Below are 19,259 nucleotides of genomic sequence, written 5' to 3'. Positions count from 1 at the left end.
TGTTTAAAATGTAACATTTAATCCAAACAACACCTTTCTCGCTTTCGGATAGGCAGAGTATCCCACACCGGGGGTTAATGGATTACGTTGTGTGTCGACCTCTGGATCCTGCCCACTATATTTTGTCCATACATGCAGGTTATAGCCGGCGACATAAAGACGTAGATTTTGCATTAGTAGACGTTTGGCGATATGTGTAGGCAAGGTATAGCCGATTGTCAGATTGCTCAGGCGAAGAAATGAACCATCTTCGATGGCCCAATCGGTTAAAATACGACCATTTGCAGCCATAGGATTCCACATCGTCTTTTCTTCATTGAGCGCACGGAAAAGCTCGGGGTTCGCATCATTTCCAAACATGATATTCGCACCAGTGACAGGGTTTATCGTGGTAAAACGTTGCGAAAGCCTCATGTCATTACTAATATTCTGATACCGTTTAGAACCTTCATAAGCCATGAAATCTATTTTATCTGCATTATATATGTCGTTGCCGTAAGACCAGTTAAACATACTCACCAGGTCAAAGCTTTTGTACTGCACATTCAACATCAAACCACCTGTGTGTTTTGGTTGTGCTTGGCCAATCACCGCTCTGTCATCCTCCAATGTAATTACCTGACCTTCTCCGCCCAACTTCTCAAGTTTAATATGACCTGGGCCAAAATAATTACCGCCCCTGGACATCACTTTCGAAGCATCCACCACTCCTTCATTCAATAGCCATCTATTTTGTGTACTATCAAAAGTAAAATCATCAAAAGAATAGAATCCATCTTGTTTAAAGCCATACATCAATCCTAGAGGCTGTCCAACAATGGCCCTAAAATCGTCGCGTCCAAAATCCAGCCAGGGAGAGGCTGGCGTAGTCATTTCATTCAGACCGTCAATCAGCTTACGAATCTTATTACGGTTAAAGGCGATGTTAAAATCTGCTGATAAACGAAAATCTTTTTTTTCTACCAATACCGCAGAGGCCGAAAACTCAATTCCCCTATTGGAAGTACTACCTACGTTCTGATACTGGTTGGCATAGCCGGAGCTCGATGGCAACGGAACCTGAAGTATTAAATCGTTTGTAATATTGTTGTATGCATCGACAGTAAGATTCAAGCGACTTTTAAACAGGGAAAGATCCAAACCTATATTGCTAGACACCGTGCTTTCCCAGGTTAGGTTTTCATTCTTCAATGTGGTTTTAGTCCGCAGGGCGCTCTGCGGAGTCTCGCCGATATAATACAATTGATTTGCTGAATTGATAAAGTCATAATCCTGCCGCCAGTAAGACCCGACGCGCGCGTTGCCCACCGAACCATGGCTCAGGCGCAATTTGGCATCAGTAAGCCAAGCTTTAGTATCTGCCATAAACGACTCATCCGAAAATCTCCAAGCGAAAGCCGCACCTGGAAAAAATCCCCATTGGTTGCCTGGAGCAAATACATTTTTACCATCAGCCCTACCTGTCAAGGTCAGGATATAGCGATCGCTGAAAGTATAGTTAATCCTCGAGAAGAAGGAGGTCGTCCGTGATGGTTCACGAATGGTCGAGTAGGTAGGCGATGGAGTACCATAATTCCACATCGCTAATACATCATCGGTTGAGAAATCTTTAGGATAAAATTTAGACTCTAGCAGCATATCATTTTGCTCGTTATTTGTCATCTCCTGTCCCCCAACGATCGTAAACCGATGCTTATTTTCTTGCAATTTAAAATCGTAGGTCAGCACATTTTGGAATGACCACAACGCTCCTTTTTGATCTTCTCGTCGCGCTACGGGCTGACCACCGTTGGCACTGGACTGTCCGGTACCTTTTATCCAGATATTATCTGTAAAATTTTTATTGAAACCATAAGAACCTTTGGCGTTAAAACTTAATCCTCTGGTAATTTTCCAATTCAGCCCTGCGTTAAATATTAAATTAAAGCGATTTTGATCTTTATACTCATTAACGACGTTCACAACGGGGTCGTTCAGTGAGCTCAGTGCTTCAGCTGAGGTGATATCTTCCGCTCCGCCGAGGGCCCCTTCGGTCAGAGATGCAAGACTACGAACGGGCGCATACTTTACGGCTTCCCGCAGCTTGCGTCCATCAGAGATACTGGGTCCAGTGATTTTTGTATTTGACATCCGCGAGTTAAATTCAAAGGAAAGCTTAGGACTGATCTTTTTATTGAGCTTTGCACTCACATAATCCCGCTGATAAGCCGAGTTTAGCATAATATAGTCCTCATCATCGCGTGTATAGTTTAAATTATAGGTAAGGCTTCCGTCCTTGTCACCTCCCGTCATTCCCAAACTATAGTTTTGTTGCAGCCCCGTATTGCCATATAATTTATCCTGCCAATTAAGCCCACCTTTGGATTTATAAATATCCACATCTTCCCAGAGTCCGTACATGGAATTAAAACTGTTATTCGCAGCCATAGAAGGATCGAGCTCACGCTGCCAATATACATACTCATAAGGCGACAGTACCTCAGTAAGGTTATAAACTTTACTTGCCGCCAAATAGGAGTTGAATGTAATTTTTGGACTTCCTCCTTTCCCAGACTTGGTCGTAATCAAGATCACCCCATTGGCCCCTTCAGAGCCGTATATTGCAGTAGAGGCCGCATCTTTCAGTACATCAATATTTTCAATATCTGCCATCGGAATATCATTGATATTGGCTACACGAAATCCATCAACAATATATAAAGGCGAATTGTCCTGGGTAATGGAACTTCCTCCACGCACGCGGACTTTTATCTGTGCATCAGGCGAACCTTCCGTTATGGTGACATTCACACCTGGTAAACGGCCGGATATGGCTTGAAGTACAGATACCGTAGGGAGATCTTTCAATTGTTCGGCATTGATAGATGCTACCGATCCTGTCAGATCTTTCCGTTTTGTCGTTCCATAGCCGATGGCTACAACTTCATCCATCATTAGCGTATTATCAGCGAGAACTACATCTATTTTCGTACGTCCATTGACCTGAACTTCTTGGCTTTTTTTTCCAACATAGGCAAACACAAGAACAGCATCCTCGGGAACATCTTTAAAAGCATAACTTCCCAACTGATCAGTTGATGTCACCATACTGCTTGATTTTATACGCACGGTTACCCCTGTTATGGGAGCTCCGCGGTCATCCAACACCTTACCTTTGACAGCAATAGACCTTTGGGGTATCCATTGTACCTGCTTACCGGGACTATCCAAGAGCACTGCCGTTGTCGCATAACCATCGCTTGCCTGAAAGGCAGTTGAGAGAAAGACCAGTAAGAAACCAATATTCGTACGGCTCCGCCAATTGTAATAAGGCACATCCCTGACCCCATCTGAATGCAACAAATTTTTACGCTGCTGCGTAGAACGAAACAAAGAAAACTTTATTCCGTCAAATGGTTTCAATTTGTTATTTCTCATAAGATTTTGTTTATAATTTCTTGGCTATTTAGTTCAACTTCTGCGAAATCACATCCATATTTCGGGCTTAATGGAGATAAATTTGCGAGGATCCCACTTATCATCACCCAGAATAACCTTATCATAGGTATAACTAGAGGCTTCCGCATCGGTTAGTACTACTTTTGACACTCCCAACTCGTTATTACTGTTTTTAAATCTTGTCTTACGATTCTCGTGGTCGATGTAGTCTCCATTTTTCACATAAATACGGTAAGGTTCACTGCAATCTTTTAGTGGACTGTCAATTACCTCTTGTATAGTCTTATAATCATCATTTCCATCGGTAGATACTACGACACTATGAGTACCATCTAGCACTACAGTATTAAATGTACTAGCACGGCTAAAAAAAGGACTGCAAAATTGAACATAGGTTAATAGGATAGATACGAGAGTTTGTCTAATCATTAGAAGTCTATAATTGGTTCGTTTAACATTAAGTTTGCAGCCTATGGCCAGCAATAATCAAAGCTAATGGAGCACAACAAATTAAAGGTTCAATAATTGACAAAAAAGGTTCAATTTTTATATAAAACTAATTATCAGTATTTTATATTCAAAAAAATTAAGATTATTATTAAAAAACATTCTATTTTTTTCGCATGGCATACTCTTTTGGAGAGATCCCAAACATATCCTTGAAACTTGTACTGAAATATTTAGGGTTATTAAAGCCTACGCGATAAGCTACATCGGATACGTTTTCCAAACCGGCATCAAAATATAACTTCGCCTTTTTCAGGCGCAACTCGCGAACGAATTCAACTGGAGCCATATTTGTCAGGCTCTTAAATTTTTTGTAAAAGGTATTACGAGCCAAATTCAGCTGTTCGGCAATCAAATCAATGTTAAAGTCAGATTGGTTCATATGCCGTTCCACCACTTCGACTACTGTTTCCAAGAATTTCTTATCCTTGTCGTCAATTTGAACTTCTGATACTTGAACTACAGGAGCATTTCGTTCAGTAACCTGTTCAAAATAGGATCTTCTTTTCCGAAGTAAACTATTTATAGCAGTTAACAGAAAAGCTGGTTCGAATGGCTTTGTGATATAATAATCAGCACCATAACTCAATCCTTCAATTTGAGTTTCAACAGCGTGTTTAGCACTCAACAACACAAAAGGGATATGGCAAATACGCGCATCCCGCCGAACTTCTTTCAACATTTCAATGCCGTCCAATTCTGGCATCATCAGATCACTTAATATAAAATCAGGCATAATGGAACGAATCTTTTCCAACCCTTCTTTACCGTTCGTAGCTATTTCAACGCGATAATGAGAATCCAATTGCCCCTTTAAAAATATACGTAAATCCGCATTGTCTTCTACTAACAATAAAGTTTCATTTTTGTCTGTATCAAAAGTTACCGGACTATTCTTATCCGGATCGGAGCGCTGAAGAGTAAAAGAATTAAAACTAAGGAATTCTTCGACACTTTGTGGATTTGAATTATTGTAAATTGGAATTTCAACGCTAACATGAAGTCCGTGGCTTATCCTGTTTTTTGCATAAATATCCCCATTGTGTAATAACGTAAATTCTTTTGAAAGTGCTAAACCTACTCCTGTACTTTTTCTTTTATGTGCTTTAGTATTATTTTCGGTATAAAATAATTCAAAAATATAAGGCAGTGATACATTTGGAACCCCAGGGCCCTCGTCAATGATATGGATACACATTTTATCTTGATGCAGGTTTAACTGGATTTCCACTGTACTTCCCTCGGGTGTATAGTCTAGTGCATTTGACAACAAATTGAAAAGGATTATCTCAATTTTCCCCTGATCCAACTGGACAATCAGTTCTTTAAAAACTGTAACAAATTTAAGGTTCACCTGTTTTGCCTCGGCAGATGCGATAAAGGCGAACAACACATCAGATATCAATACCACTATATCGAATTGTGTAAGATGCAATTGATGCTTGCTTTCCTGTACCTTTCTCAAGTCTAATAATTGATTAACAAAAAGTTCCATTCGGGTAGCATTCCGATGAATAATATCCATATAAACCTGCTTTTTTGTATCCGTTTCTTCACCTATCAATTTCTTTACCGGGCTTATGATAAGTGTCAATGGTGTTCGCAATTCATGGGAGATATTGGTAAAAAACTCCATTTTAAGTGCTCCAAGATGCTGTTCGAGGAGTACTTTCTGTTTTAAATGAATCATTTGCAGACTTATTTTAAAAACAGCGTAGGAAATCCCCAGAATCAAAAGGCTGTAGAATAGATATGCCAAATCGGTCTTCCACCATGGTGGATTAATCATAAATTCAATCTTTCTGTAAGGCATTCCCTCATAAAGATCATCTTCCCCCTTTATCTCGAGTGTGTAATCGCCTGGATTTAAATTGGTATAGGTAATACGTGTAATCTGATTATTAAGATGCCAGCTGGTATCAATCTCCCTTATACGATATTGAAAATTAGGGTGCATATAGCGTGGATCCGAAACTGTTACATCAAAAGATAGGTTATTTTGATTATAATTTAAGATAAGACGATCGGCATATTGTACACCGACTTGTTGGCCTTTTTTTTGGGTGTTAATTACAAATTCCTTATTATTAATCAAAAGCCCAGTCAGCAGAAGCTGCGGTTTGCTATTTTTCTGTTGAAAGGATTTAGTGTCGAGACAAAGCATACCTTTCGTTGTACCCCAAAAAATCATTCCTTGCTTGTTCTGAACCACCGTCTTTTCTGAAAATCGCATATTGCCAAAACCGTCGCTTGCATTAAAATTTACGAATCTCTTTTTTTTGCAGTCAAACTTGGACAATCCACCTTCTGTTGCTAACCAAAGGTTATGTTCTTCATCTGAGATACAGCTTAAAACATAATCATTAAAAAGCCCTTCTTTGGCTGTATAATGTTCAAATTGAAGAGTACTAAAAGGGTCACCATTGCATTTTGTTAATCCACCTCCTGAGGTACATATCCACATTGTTCCATAATGATCTTTGTATAGATATTGCACATCATTATCTCCAATATGATCTCCCTTATAATACACAAAGTAAAAATTATCCCTCTTTTTGATTGGATTGACAACCAGAACACCATAAGTTGTCGCTACCCAAACCATCCCCTTATCATCGAGGGTTAACTGCCGAATTCTGCTAAATGCATCCTTCCGCAATCCAGGCTTTTGCAATGCTACCCGTTCAAATTTCGTTCTTCCATTGATTTCAGTGGCACGCAGTAGACCCGATCCATAAGTTCCGATCCAGATAGCCCCCTGTTTATCCTCCAACAAAGAATAAACTTGGTTACTACTTAATTTTTTGTTTGTCGTACTAAATTGTTCGAGTCTATATGAAGTTCGCGCCTTATTTTGCGGCACAGCCTTTAACAATCCATGTTTCTTAGTACCAATCCACATTGTTCCCCTACGGTCTTCCAATAGGCTATAGACGGACGAAAGCGCCTCTGAATCCATGCCGCTAAAAGAAACTGGCGAAATTTTTCCTTGATCAAAAACTGATATGGGTCCAAATTTTTTGCCAACCCAAAGTCTTCCCAACTGATCAAATAATAGGCTACGAACTTCAGTATCCGATGCTTCCCCTTGTTCATTCCCAAAAGATTGGAATGACACCCCTTTGTTGTAAAAGACTATCCGTGCCATTCCTTCCCCCTCTACGGCAAACCAAATTACGCCAGCAGGGTCATATAGGATATCATGGACAAAGCGAGGAAAGTCGATCTGTTGACCATTGATTGACTTAAAAGAATAGCTGATCTGGGCATTCTGTTCATCAAAAAAGCCGAATCCGCCCCCACGCATACTGATCCAGACTCTTTGCGATGCATCCTCAAAACAATTAAAACTCACCGTTGAACTCTTTTTAAAGAAAGGAGAACTAAAATAGTTGCTTTTAAAATTGTTCAAATTCAGCAGAACCACACCGTTCCCCTCTGGTTCAAGCCACAAACGTCGCTTACTATCTTCATAAATCCCAGTAAGGCTTGTTCGAAAGTGATATATTGTCTTTACTGTATGTCTCACGACATCAAATGCAATAAGTTCCCCCAAAGAGGTTGACAGGAAAAGCTGCTTTTGATCGCGCGACATACGCATTTCATTGATTCGTCCTTTTGTTACCGTTAGCACCTGTAATTTTTTCTTTTGTTTATTGTACACCAACAGGTTATTTCTTACGGTAGAAAAGTACATGAAATCTGAAGACTCAGTAATCTTAAAGATTCCATTTGACGTCAATTCAAAAGATTGAATAACATGTGGCTTATTCCCGTTTTTTGAGGTTAATTGAAGCAAATGAAGACCGTCTTTTGTACCAATCCATACTTGTCCTTCAGCATTCCTATGAAAGAAACTCAATTTATTTGATGATAAATGATTATCTAAAACCTTATTGTCTGAACTAAAAATTGAATAGTCAAAATTTTTACTTTTCGCATCAATACAAAATAAACCATCATCTGTGCTGCCGACCCATAACGATTGTTTATCGATTGCTAAAATTTTGTTGAACTGTATTGATTTCTTTTGTGTAGCTTCCACCTTTTCCGATATCGAAAAAAACTCTTCAGAAGCCTTGTCAAAACAATAAAGTTTCATATCATAAGTAAGAAACCAAATATCGTTTTTAATACCGTCAATCATCTGGATAATTCGACGACTTGCAACATCATACTTCTTGAGCTCTGTGGAATTAAAGGTTTTGAAATGCTGACCATCGTAACGGTTGATTCCGTTCCATGTCCCAATCCAAAGAAAACCATCCTTATCCTTCAATAAGCCTGTCAGATTACCATGAGAGAGGCCTTTTTCTCCGCCGAAATGATCCAACCTAAAGTTTTCTTGACCTAGAACAGTGGGCATATAAGCGACAACTAACGCTAATAAAAATATCCACGATCTACTAAATTTTATCATAATGAAGATTAGGTTTATCCCTCGCAGTTTTGAAAATTTGGTTAGTACCTAAAATTAGCTTTTTATTTACACATTACTTTATTTTTTCTACGCAAACGATCTCAAAAATACGATATGGATATACTGCTCATTCTTTTCAAATTTCAATCGCGTTTTGATATCAATAGCTATTGAATTTTATTGTTTTTACCGCAGATTTTGTAACGATAGTATAACGGAGCTAGATTTTGATAAGTAAAAAAATCAATAAATTGCCTTAGCAAACCAGAAACAACGTTTTTGCTTCAGGAATGAGGTACCTACGAAAAGACTCACAATCTTTTGATCCCTGGTGGGAGCACAAAAAAATCCTCGTCGGATGATGAGGATTTTTTTGTGATGGACTTTCTTTATATTTCCTTTCGGTTATCATCAGAATCGATATCAATCAGTTTATTATAGGGGTCTATGCCAACCTGAATAGGTTTTTGATCAACAACCAACGTGAGTTTATTGTTGATCTGATCAATGCGATGCTTTTTCAGATAAAGCTCATGGGGCTTGCCATTGTTCTTATCTGTGGATTTTGAAAAAACCCCAACCTCGATATAATCTTTCAGAGGCAAAGATTTCAATGTCACCTGATCCGATTTTTTAAATAATAGCGGTTTATCCCCTTGATCATTATAACTCTTTTTTCCATTGGCATCCACGCGATACTTGGCAACTTCAAATTGAATATCGACCTGATATTTTCCATTTTTTAACTTTTTAGTGCTCACCTTCTCCACTTTATTATTGTACAGGGTGATTGTTTCGAACATGTCTTTGATCAGATAGCGCAATGAATCGGGTGTGGCCGCTCGAATGTAATCCACAAATTCCAAGGATGTTGTATAAGGTGGGTTTTGGAAGGCTGTCTTCTCCAGATAGGCTTTTGCTGTTTGATTGAAAACCTGCTCTCCCAGATAATCGCTCAGGGCATATAACACCAACGAACCCTTTTGATAATGGATATACATTTGGTTTTCGTTGTACATCAATGGCCGCTCACCTAATTTTTCTGCACTTCTTCCTGTCAGATAGCCATCCAGTGCTTCTTTGAGAAACTTACGCATCTGTCCTTTTCCATATCTTTTTTCCAGTACTTTTAAGGAGGAATACTCAGACATACTTTCAGACATCAATGTGGCTCCTTGAGCATTGGCACCCACAACTTGATGTGCCCACCACTGGTGTGCTATTTCGTGTGCTGTGACAGCATATGGATAATCCACCGCATCATCTTCTTTCTCATCCACATCCGCTATAAAACCTATGGCTTCGGAAAAAGGAATCGTATTGGCAAAAGACTGTGCGAAAGTTCCTGCTGTTCGAGGAAATTCCACAATACGAAGTTGTCGGTGCTGATACGGACTATATTCTTTGGTATAATAGGCTAGAGAAGCCTTGCTTGACGCCATCATCCGATCGAGATTGTAGGTATGTCCTTTGTGGTAGTAGATTTCCAAATTGACACCATTCCATCGATCTTTTTTTATTTCATACCGAGCCGAATTAAAAGCAAAGAAATTCAGAATAGCCGAGTCCATTTTATATTGGTAATATTTCCTTCCACCTTTCTCCCATTGCTTCGTCAAATATCCCGGAGCGATGGCCAACTGATCGCCATCTGTACTCACAGTTGCCGCAAACCGAATCCAGTCCGCATCATTTGAAATGTAGTTATTTTTCCTTGCATTGGAATCAGTAGGTGAGGCCATACGGTCTCGATACGGCAATCCATATTTCTTGCGAATATCATTATCCACCAGTTCGCCCCGATCTATATAACCAATATTTGGAAACTGCATATTGTTGATAAATGTTCCATTGCCTTTCACGGGAGATTTCTCATTCACCCAAGTGTTGGCTGGACTGACTGTACTAAAATTTAAGACGATGGAATCTCCCGGCGCCATTGGCTTGTCAAGTTTGTAGATATTGAAATTGTAAATATCATCGACAGAAATCAGCTTATGAGGGACATTGAACGAAAAGGTATAGTCATAATCATTATAATTAACAAAAATGGAATCTATTGCGACTGCAGTTTTATTCTTTAATACATAAGAAGCCTGTGCTTTAAAACTGCGTGCAGAGGGGTAGATATCCATATTGAACTTGATATCGACAACCCTGGGTTGGGGCCGAAATTGATATTTTTTATATTTCTTTTCCCATTCCACGGATTGTTTTTCATGATCAAGGCTTGTATAATATGGGTTTTTGATGTGGTTCTCATAATATATACCAGCCCCAATTCCCACAAAACCGATAAAACTCACGATAAGTACAGTTATACTGCTAGGGCTCAGGTTTGTTTTTAATATGGCCCAACGTTCCTTCGCTCCTGAGAATCCACCTCTACGCCATAACAAAAGCGCTATCGTAAGAAAGAACACCGCGAACAGTAACCAATATGTTCTATAGGTCAAAAAAGGTAAGATATAGCCAAAACCATCCATGTCGGAATAATCAAGACCAGGCCCCTGGTTAAACTGATAAATGGCCTGCTCCACACCTACCAAAGACAAAAATGGCAATCCGATAAATAAAGTTAATAGAATAAAAAAACCAGCCAGATAATTCTTAAAGAGTGTATGCACAAACATGGCCACAAAAAGCCAAACTATATTGGCCAACATACCATACACCATTAAGTGCATGAAGTACTGCCCTATTTCGAAATTATAATACTGATGATAGACCTGAAATGCCATACAGGTGAGCATGACGACAGCAAGTAGGGTAAGCTGCATCATAATGATCGCGATGATTTTGGACCCCATGAGCGTCCAATTCGGGACTGGTGTTGCATCCAATAATCCTCCCATACGTGTGATGCTACCACGGTGAACCAATAAACCGGTAAAGAGAAAGGTTAAGATCAACAAAAAGAATTTAAAGGTTGTCCCGGGTATCATCAGCATTTTCCAGGTAACGGGATAAGTCGAGGTGCCGAAAATTGCACCAATAGTACTCGCCATCAAGAGGATAAATATTACACCTACCAAAGTCAGAATCAAAAATACTGGATTCTTAACAATATAACGATAGTCATAGCGAGCCAGTGTCCAAGTCGTCTTTAAGTAATGGTTGATTGAAAAATCGTAACTTACTTTTGGTAGATTGAGGCGAAAAACGCTATCAAAGTTATTTTTTGTCAATCGTTTTCCTTTCTTACCCGTTTTTACCGAAATGGAATCCTGTGAGAAAGAAAATAGCATGTAAAACCCACCAATAAACAATGCCGCTACAGCGAGCCATATCAGTCGGTTATAGATAATCGCTCCGAGAAAAGGTAGATTGTTTGTGTTCTTTTCTTCGGGAGACCAATATTGCGTATAGTACGAAATCGCACTATCACCAAAAGGATCTATCAGTGCGCCTAGATAACGGTTATCGGCATCTGTAGTCAGGTTTTGAACAAGTATCTGTAATATAATTAGTACCAGCACCGCAACAACACCTACATAGACATTGCGCGTAAAAGTGACTAAGACGAAAATAATCGCGCTAAGAATAACCAGGTTGGGAATAACCTGAATGAGATAGGTCTGAAAGTAGGCTGAAACATGTACTGGTCCCAATAAATCTGGGTTGATCCCAGGGATAAACTGCGCGACAACTATACCTAAAGTGGAGGACAATACGATGATGAGTACAACAGCTATTGATCCAAAAAACTTACCCAATAGATAATCGGTTTTGGTAAAGGGATAACTAAAAAGAATAGTGTGTACATTATACTGAAAATCCCGATAAACACAGGCGCCCACTATAGAGGGTATTAAGAAATAAATAATGGAAGACATCCCATTGATCATCTCGTTAATAGCCCAAGGCGAATTTCTAATGGTGTTGGATGAAGTGGTCGCCGTGACACCATCAAATATCCCCAAAGACGAAAGCATGATGAACAAAGCCAGCACAAAGAATAAAGCCATGTAGATATAAATGGCAGCGCTCTTAAACCAACGCGTAAACTCAAAATTAAAAATTGGACTAAACATGGCGCTGGTCGTTTTTTAATGCGACAAAATAGACATCTTCCAGTTGGCCTTGCGCATTTACAAAGGACTCATCTGGCCGCTCATGACTATAAACTCGAATATTAAGCGTATTGTCTTGATTATAATTCGTAGAAATGACATTATACTTCTGAGTATATTCATCCAATTGATCCCGGCTAATAATACGCACCCAGATTTTGCCCTCCAATTGTTCTATCGTTTCCTTGGGGGTGCCACGCAACAATATTTTACCCCCATTGAGAATGGCCAGTTCATGGCATAGCTCACGTACATCATCCACAATATGTGTGGAGAAAATAACGGTATGATTGGTACCGATCTCTCGCAATACGTTTAAGAAACGATGTCTTTCAGCCGGGTCCAGTCCAGCTGTGGGCTCATCAACAATAATCAATTTTGGGTCATTCAATAATAACTGCGCAATACCAAAGCGTTGTTTCATCCCACCCGAATAGCCGCTGACACTTTTATTACGTACATCCCAAAGATTGGTTACCTCAAGTACGCGCTTGATGATAGCCTGTCGGTCAGCACTGGTTTTAATCCCTTTGAGTTTTGCAAAATATTGCAACAAATCCGTCGCAGAAAGATTCGGATAAACACCAAATTCCTGTGGTAGGTAACCTAAAACTTTTCGCAACTCCATCTGCTTCCCGAGCACATCAATGTCGCCAAAGGTAATACGGCCATGATCAGGCTTCTGAAGGGTTGCTATGGTGCGCATCAGGGAGGATTTCCCAGCTCCATTTGGGCCGAGGAGACCAAACATACCAGGTTTTATTTCCAAATTTACTTCGTCTAGGGCTTTTACACCATTAGGATAGGTTTTACTGAGGCTTTCTATTGATAAATTCATAAATAAGTTTAACTGTTAATAATTCGTTAGTATAACGAAACGACAATTTGTTACAACAATATAACAAAAGTTCGTAAGAAATTAGGTAGAGTGACCCATTTTTTCAATGAATCCCGAAATAAAAACAGTTATTGTGGAGCAATGCCAACAACTAAAAAAAATTAATCAGATTTCCTTATTAACCCTTCAAACCCTTATCTCAAATAGACTTACTGTAGCATTATGGTAATGTGCCGGTAGATCGGCAGTATTGCAGAGCTTCTTTAATCCCAAAAAATCAAAACCGCATTTGGTATAGTGTTCAATAAGTCCTTTGTTTTCCCCTACTGTATCCAAACGGACAAAATCCTTATTGTTTGCAATAGCATATTCAATCGCCCAATTCACAATATATTGAACGAGATTCTTGCCTCTGAAATGGGGATTAGTGGCAATGCGATGAATATACACTGCTGGGTCTTCATTCCTCTCTTCCCAGATATCGGGATCGTCGAAAGTTGTCGCCCAGACGCAGCCAATACACTGATCCACAACCATTTTCCATTGCCTACGCTCTTCCAGTTCCTGCTCAATAAGTTTGCGGTCAAATTCAGGCCAATACACCATGGATTTTGCTTTTTGAAATTCAGTCGCAATCCTATAAAACGTAAAAATCGAATCAATATCGTTAAGTGTGCTATTTGTTATTTGTAGTTCCATAGTATTACTAAAGTATCGCCAATAAACTGAGTTTAAAGTACACACAAAGCTAGATGTCGAATACGAATTGTAATGGGTACAGATCGAGTTTATCCTATGGTACCAGTTTCTAGACCATAACATCTCGCAATAGAGGTCACATTGTTGTAATTGAAGGAGCCACCAAGAATTCTACTGATCTGAAAATCGATGTATTGGACATAGATCCCCTACAGCGAGACATACTTTATTGAATCCCCAATATCCACCTGACGTCGAAAATATCAACCACTTCCACCAATGGATCTGTCTCATTATTACCCAATACAGATTGACCATCACTGGCTGCCAGCTTGGCCACAAGCCTGCCACGGTCCATCACATCCATACATGACAAAAATACGGAAAGATAATTTCCGATTCTTCGTCCATCATCATGCACCAAGTCCGAACCATAGATGACCACACTGGGAGAAGTAAGAGCGGCACTTACAATAGGTAACTCTGAATACCCTTCTATCTTTCTATCCATCTTGTCAAAATGTAACCTCCCGCCAAAACACGACTGATAAAACGTAAGTGCCGCTCTACAATTCCCTGAAAAAGTGATAAAAACCCCGCTTTTTAACCGCTCCATATCCTAAACAAATTAATTATGCGTCTGGTATTACGGGTTCTACAAGCTTTTTCATTTTTTCTAACGATTCCTGCCATCCCAGGTAACACATTTCAGGGGGGATAATTTCAGGAATACCTGTTTGCTCTATCTTAAGTTCAGTACCGCAGCTGACTGCACGCAGTGAAACTGTTGTCGTCATTTCCCCTGGCAGGTTGGGATCATCAAAACGGTCAACATACTTGATAAATTCATTGGGTGTAATTTCCAAATATTCACCACCAAAGGAATGACCATTACCCGTACCAAAATTAATAAACGTCATCTTGAATTGACCGCCTACTTTAAAATCCATTTGCTGTACAGTACAGACAAAACCATAAGGAGGTAACCAAGTGGCATGTGCTACTGGATCCGCGAATGCACGGAAGATTTTTTCAGAACTTGCCTGAATAACCCGATGTAAAGAAACACGATTTGTTTTCATCTCGTTTGATTGTTTATAATGTAAATAGATAATACGACCTTTTTGTTCTTTCTAATAATTTTCAATAACCTATCCCTTCCGATGATTAGGATACCGCAGATGCGCCTGTATATGCATTCTGCTGTGCGGCACGACTTGTACCAACTATCTTTGACCGATAAACATAAGATAACATCAGGATACCCAGTACAATAAGAGGCAATAACATATAGGTTATATTTTTATCCACGCAGGCATGACTGATAAAGGCAAACAGCAAACTGAATGTAAATCCTGCATAAGCCCATTCTTTTAATTTAGCCGGAAACTGCGGAATGGCAATGGCAATGACTCCGAGCACTTTACAGATAATAAGGGTATAAGCAAAATAATCCGGGTAACCTAAAGGTTTGGTTCCTGCATTCACGTATTGCGGCGCAAATAGTAATGTGCCCAGTGGCATAGCGCCTTCCCAGATAACAATAAATATCGTCGCTATCCAGAAGATAATTTTTTTCTTTTTCATGATGTTGATATTTTAAGGTGATTAATTCGTTGATTCAACATGTTTTACAAAATTATTAAGGATTGACTGCCAGCCTTGTTGCTGTAATTCAGGATCATTCATTTGTTCTGCGTCGAACGTAGTGCTCATGATTGTCTTTCCATCTACTTCAGAAAAAAGCGTGCTTACTGTGCGACCATCTGACATGGTATAAGCGATTTTCCGATGCAACTCAACCTTATCGTAAGTTCCTTCAAAATTAAACCCAAAACTACCATCCTTCGCTTCCATGCGATTTTTAAAAGTGCCATTCACACGCAAGTCGTTTTGACTGCTCGGACAATGCCAGCTTGGATCTGCAGTATTCCATTGCATGATATCTGCAGGTGCGTTCCATTGCTGCCACACTTTCTATACTGGTGCATTGATTGTGGCTTCCACCTTGATTTTTGTTTGTCTTTCCATGATTTCTTTTTCTTTGTCTATAATGATATAGCAAAGATGCAAAGGATTTTAAAGGCCGGCGTATTGTAAAACCGACAACTTTAGGGGTGGATTACGACAAAAACAATTTGTACCTTTATCACATAAACCAAAAAGATATGCAAATCTCTGTTTTTGTTCCCCAATACGGTACTATCGAAGGCATTACGCCAGCATTTAGAACCTTTCATACGGCCAATGAATTTCTGTCGGCTTTTGGAAAAAAACCGATATTCAATGTTGAGTATGTAGGTCTTAGTGAATATGTACCGGCCAATAACGGCGAGTACACCATAAAAACGAACCGTTTGCTGCAAGATGTTGAACGTACCGATTTACTGATCATACCCCCTACTTTTGGTGATATAGACGCTGGTATAAGGGACAATGCCGAAGCAATACCCTATTTTAGAAAACTTCACTTAAAAGGTACCCGTTTGGCCAGCTTATGCGTAGGAGCTTTTCTTCTGGCAGAAACAGGGCTGTTAAATGGAAAAAAATGCTCGACCCATTGGGCTTATATCAGTGAATTCAAGGAAAAATACCCCGAAATAGAAATCGAAGATGGCGCCGTTATTACCGAAAACGATAATATTTACAGCAGTGGTGGTGCCAGCAGCCTTTGGAATCTGATTCTGTATCTGGTCGAGAAGTTTTCTGACCGTGAAACGGCTATTATGATCGCAAAATATTTTGCACTGGATATCAGTCGGGACAGTCAGTCTCAATTTGCCATATTCCGCGGACAGCGAAATCACGATGATGTGGATATCCAGAAAGCACAGGATTACATCGAACTGAAATATGAGGAAAGAATTACTGTTGAGGACCTTGCTAATTTTGTAAACATTGGCCGCAGAACTTTCGAACGTAGGTTTAAAGAAGCGACAAACAATACACCGGTAGAATATATCCAGCGTGTGCGGATAGAGGCCGCCAAGAAATTCTTTGAGGCGTCAAGGAAAAACGTCTCCCAGGTGATGTATGATGTCGGCTACACAGACACCAAAGCCTTTCGGGATATCTTCAAAAAAATAACAGGCCTTACCCCCATAGAGTATCGGAATAAATTTGCTAAAGTCGCCTAGGAGAGGAAAATTTAACAGCAAAAAAATAACGCCATGACATAGGAACAAAAAACAACAAGCCACACAATTGTCGTGTGGCTTGCTGCTGCTGAGTGCGCTTTATACTTAATTATTCAACATCATTTCCCGTATATACTTTACGGGGGAGTTGCCAAAACTTAAAAATTTCTCATTAAAGGCTTTCAGTTTAAATTGAGCACCCTCCTCCTTTTTAACAGCTTCTCTTAAATCATAGATTTCTTTATATCCCGTAAAATAGGATGTGAGCTGCACACTGCTAACCGATACTCTTTTCCACTTTCCAGCAGCTTCTGCCTGTTGTTGAAACGCTTCGTTGACTAGCAGGTGCATGGCATCCTGCTCACTCATATTCTTCACATGTACACTATAATCCAATATCGCATTACATACAGTACGCAGATGCCATTTATACCACATTAGCCACATTTCAGGCGCATTGTCGCCATAACCATTTTCCAACATCATCTGTTCGGTATATACCGCCCAGCCCTCGATCATCGCGCCGTTGCCTAAAACACTCTTGATTAAGCTAGGCGATTGATTGGCATACACCAGTTGCGTATAATGCCCAGGAATCGCCTCGTGAATATTCAAAATCTGCAAAATATAGTGATTGTATTCCCGCAAATAACTTTCTGCAGCTTCTTTGGTCCATCCAGCAAGACTACCAACATTGTAGTATGTGTTCCCTCCTTTATCATAGGGACCTGGAGCGCTAATAGAGGCTCCGGCCACACCAGCCATGTAGGCAGGTTCTTTCCGCACAACCAAAGGTTTGCTATCGTCTATGTATAGGAGATCCTTCTTTTTCACAAATTCCACCAATTTTGGTATCTGCGCTTCAATAGCAGACTGAAAATCTTCTGCTTTGACGTGGTTGACTGACAAGGTATCGATCATCTTGCGGATCAGCACCAAACTATCTGTGGGCTGTACCGTTTTTCCAAAATACGTTGGCCATAGTTCCTTACTGATTTTATACATTTCGGCATGTAAATAATGCTTACGTGCCACAGCCGCATCGTAAATCTCTGCCGCGGTAGCTCCCGACTGGATGTCAAACTTAAACTTTTGATCGTATAACTCCTGACCCAACCTAAAACTTCGCGGTGATGGATTCGGATTCGTTTTTAAAAATGTGACAAATCCATTGATTGCCTTTACAGCCTGATCGGCTTTCGCTTGAATAGCTGCTTTTTCAGCTGCTGGAAGACTAGATTTTTTTAAAGAATCCCGCAGATCCGTTTCAAATACAGATAATCCGCCCAAATTTTGCTGTATGGCTAGATCTGTCAGTACTAAAGCTGGATTCTTGATCTGTCCTTTCGCGGCTTCATAATAGGCCGGAATTTTCGCCATACGCTGTTCAATAGCATGAAGGCGGTCGTGTAGTGGAGCATAGTTCTCTGCCAGCATAAAGGCGATGGTTCCGCTTACATTATAAGCAGAAGGGTTCCATTCGTAAGCCTTTTCCTTTTCGATTGACCATACATTGGATTCCAGATAATTCTGGATCAAATGATAATCTGTCTGTTGCGAGAGATTCAGATCCTTCAAGTCAAAACTTTTCAGCTGATCGAGCTGTTGTTTCGAAAATTCCAAACGTAGTGTTCTGCTTTTTGCATCGGGTATCGTTAACAGCGAATCATATCGATGAAAACCTACCTGTGTAGCCCATTCTGGATTTTCTTTCCAGAGCTGCTCGATGAATCGATCTTCATAAGCTTTAAAATTCGCATTGGAGCTGGTATCCGCAAGTTTTTTTTTGGTATTGGACCCCGATCCACAGGATACCAGTATTCCAAAACTCAGGATAGTGAACGTATATATTATCAGTTTCATTGGAGTAATTTGATTAAAAATAGCGATTGTTGTTGATTGTTGACCAATCACCTCAAGGATTTTACAATTAAACATGACAGTATTGTTTCGATTGATAACAAGATATCCCACTACCCACCAACAAAGAGATGTATCTAGCAGCACCATCGCCTTTTTCAAGCTGCAAAGGTTATAGTCGCCTTCAGGATAGATTTTGAAGATCTCATAAATTATTAGAATTTTATAAGAAAAAAATAAAACACAAACACCTAACAAACAGCACATTATAAAGAAATAAAAAAATA

Annotated in this window: 12 protein-coding genes; 1 reads left to right on the top strand and 11 read right to left on the bottom strand. The window is 39.7% G+C overall.

Annotated features, from left to right (window positions below; genetic code table 11):
• Positions 1-3: 3 nt before the first annotated feature.
• From B4A24_RS19655 to B4A24_RS19610, 10 genes are all read right to left on the bottom strand, one after another.
• Positions 4-3,417: a SusC/RagA family TonB-linked outer membrane protein gene (locus tag B4A24_RS19655; RefSeq protein WP_293946680.1), complete on the bottom strand. Its 3,414-nt coding sequence runs from the start codon at positions 3,415-3,417 to the stop codon at positions 4-6.
• Positions 3,418-3,465: 48 nt separating this feature from the next.
• On the bottom strand, positions 3,466-3,867 hold the full coding sequence (locus B4A24_RS19650) for a pectinesterase family protein (RefSeq protein ID WP_293946679.1): 402 nt from the start codon (positions 3,865-3,867) through the stop codon (positions 3,466-3,468).
• 181 nt (positions 3,868-4,048) lie between these two features.
• Positions 4,049-8,365: a hybrid sensor histidine kinase/response regulator transcription factor gene (locus B4A24_RS19645; protein WP_293946678.1), complete on the bottom strand. Its 4,317-nt coding sequence runs from the start codon at positions 8,363-8,365 to the stop codon at positions 4,049-4,051.
• 389 nt (positions 8,366-8,754) lie between these two features.
• Positions 8,755-12,399: a M1 family aminopeptidase gene (locus B4A24_RS19640; RefSeq protein WP_293946677.1), complete on the bottom strand. Its 3,645-nt coding sequence runs from the start codon at positions 12,397-12,399 to the stop codon at positions 8,755-8,757.
• Entirely contained in the window at positions 12,392-13,276 is an 885-nt protein-coding gene (locus tag B4A24_RS19635) for an ABC transporter ATP-binding protein (protein ID WP_288812772.1), read from the bottom strand. Before B4A24_RS19635 ends, B4A24_RS19640 begins: the two co-directional genes overlap by 8 nt.
• A gap of 186 nt (positions 13,277-13,462) precedes the next feature.
• The gene (locus tag B4A24_RS19630) at positions 13,463-13,975 is read right to left on the bottom strand and encodes a GNAT family N-acetyltransferase (RefSeq protein ID WP_293946676.1); all 513 of its coding nucleotides are present in this window, start codon (positions 13,973-13,975) and stop codon (positions 13,463-13,465) included.
• A 226-nt stretch (positions 13,976-14,201) separates the two neighbouring features.
• Positions 14,202-14,486: a hypothetical protein gene (locus B4A24_RS19625; RefSeq protein WP_293946675.1), complete on the bottom strand. Its 285-nt coding sequence runs from the start codon at positions 14,484-14,486 to the stop codon at positions 14,202-14,204.
• A gap of 121 nt (positions 14,487-14,607) precedes the next feature.
• Positions 14,608-15,057, bottom strand: a complete 450-nt coding sequence (locus B4A24_RS19620) for an SRPBCC family protein (RefSeq protein WP_293946674.1) — start codon at positions 15,055-15,057, stop codon at positions 14,608-14,610.
• Between the two features lie 85 nt (positions 15,058-15,142).
• Entirely contained in the window at positions 15,143-15,562 is a 420-nt protein-coding gene (locus tag B4A24_RS19615) for a DoxX family protein (protein ID WP_293946673.1), read from the bottom strand.
• A gap of 21 nt (positions 15,563-15,583) precedes the next feature.
• A complete protein-coding gene (locus B4A24_RS19610; protein WP_293946672.1) occupies positions 15,584-15,949 on the bottom strand; it encodes an SRPBCC domain-containing protein in 366 nt (121 codons plus the stop codon).
• Between the two features lie 194 nt (positions 15,950-16,143).
• On the opposite strand from B4A24_RS19610, the gene B4A24_RS19605 reads away from it, so the two are divergent.
• Complete coding sequence (locus B4A24_RS19605) at positions 16,144-17,112, top strand: GlxA family transcriptional regulator (RefSeq protein ID WP_293946671.1); 969 nt, start codon at positions 16,144-16,146, stop codon at positions 17,110-17,112.
• A 105-nt stretch (positions 17,113-17,217) separates the two neighbouring features.
• On the opposite strand, the gene B4A24_RS19600 is transcribed toward B4A24_RS19605, so the two are convergent.
• Complete coding sequence (locus B4A24_RS19600) at positions 17,218-18,975, bottom strand: DUF885 domain-containing protein (RefSeq protein ID WP_293946670.1); 1,758 nt, start codon at positions 18,973-18,975, stop codon at positions 17,218-17,220.
• Positions 18,976-19,259 lie beyond the last annotated feature (284 nt).

It is taken from the genome of Sphingobacterium sp. UBA7249 (genome assembly GCF_002472835.1).
In the GTDB taxonomy this organism is placed as follows: Bacteria; Bacteroidota; Bacteroidia; order Sphingobacteriales; family Sphingobacteriaceae; genus Sphingobacterium; species Sphingobacterium prati.
The sequence above is the reverse complement of the archived record's forward strand: the minus strand, read 5'-3'. Positions and strand labels throughout refer to the sequence as shown.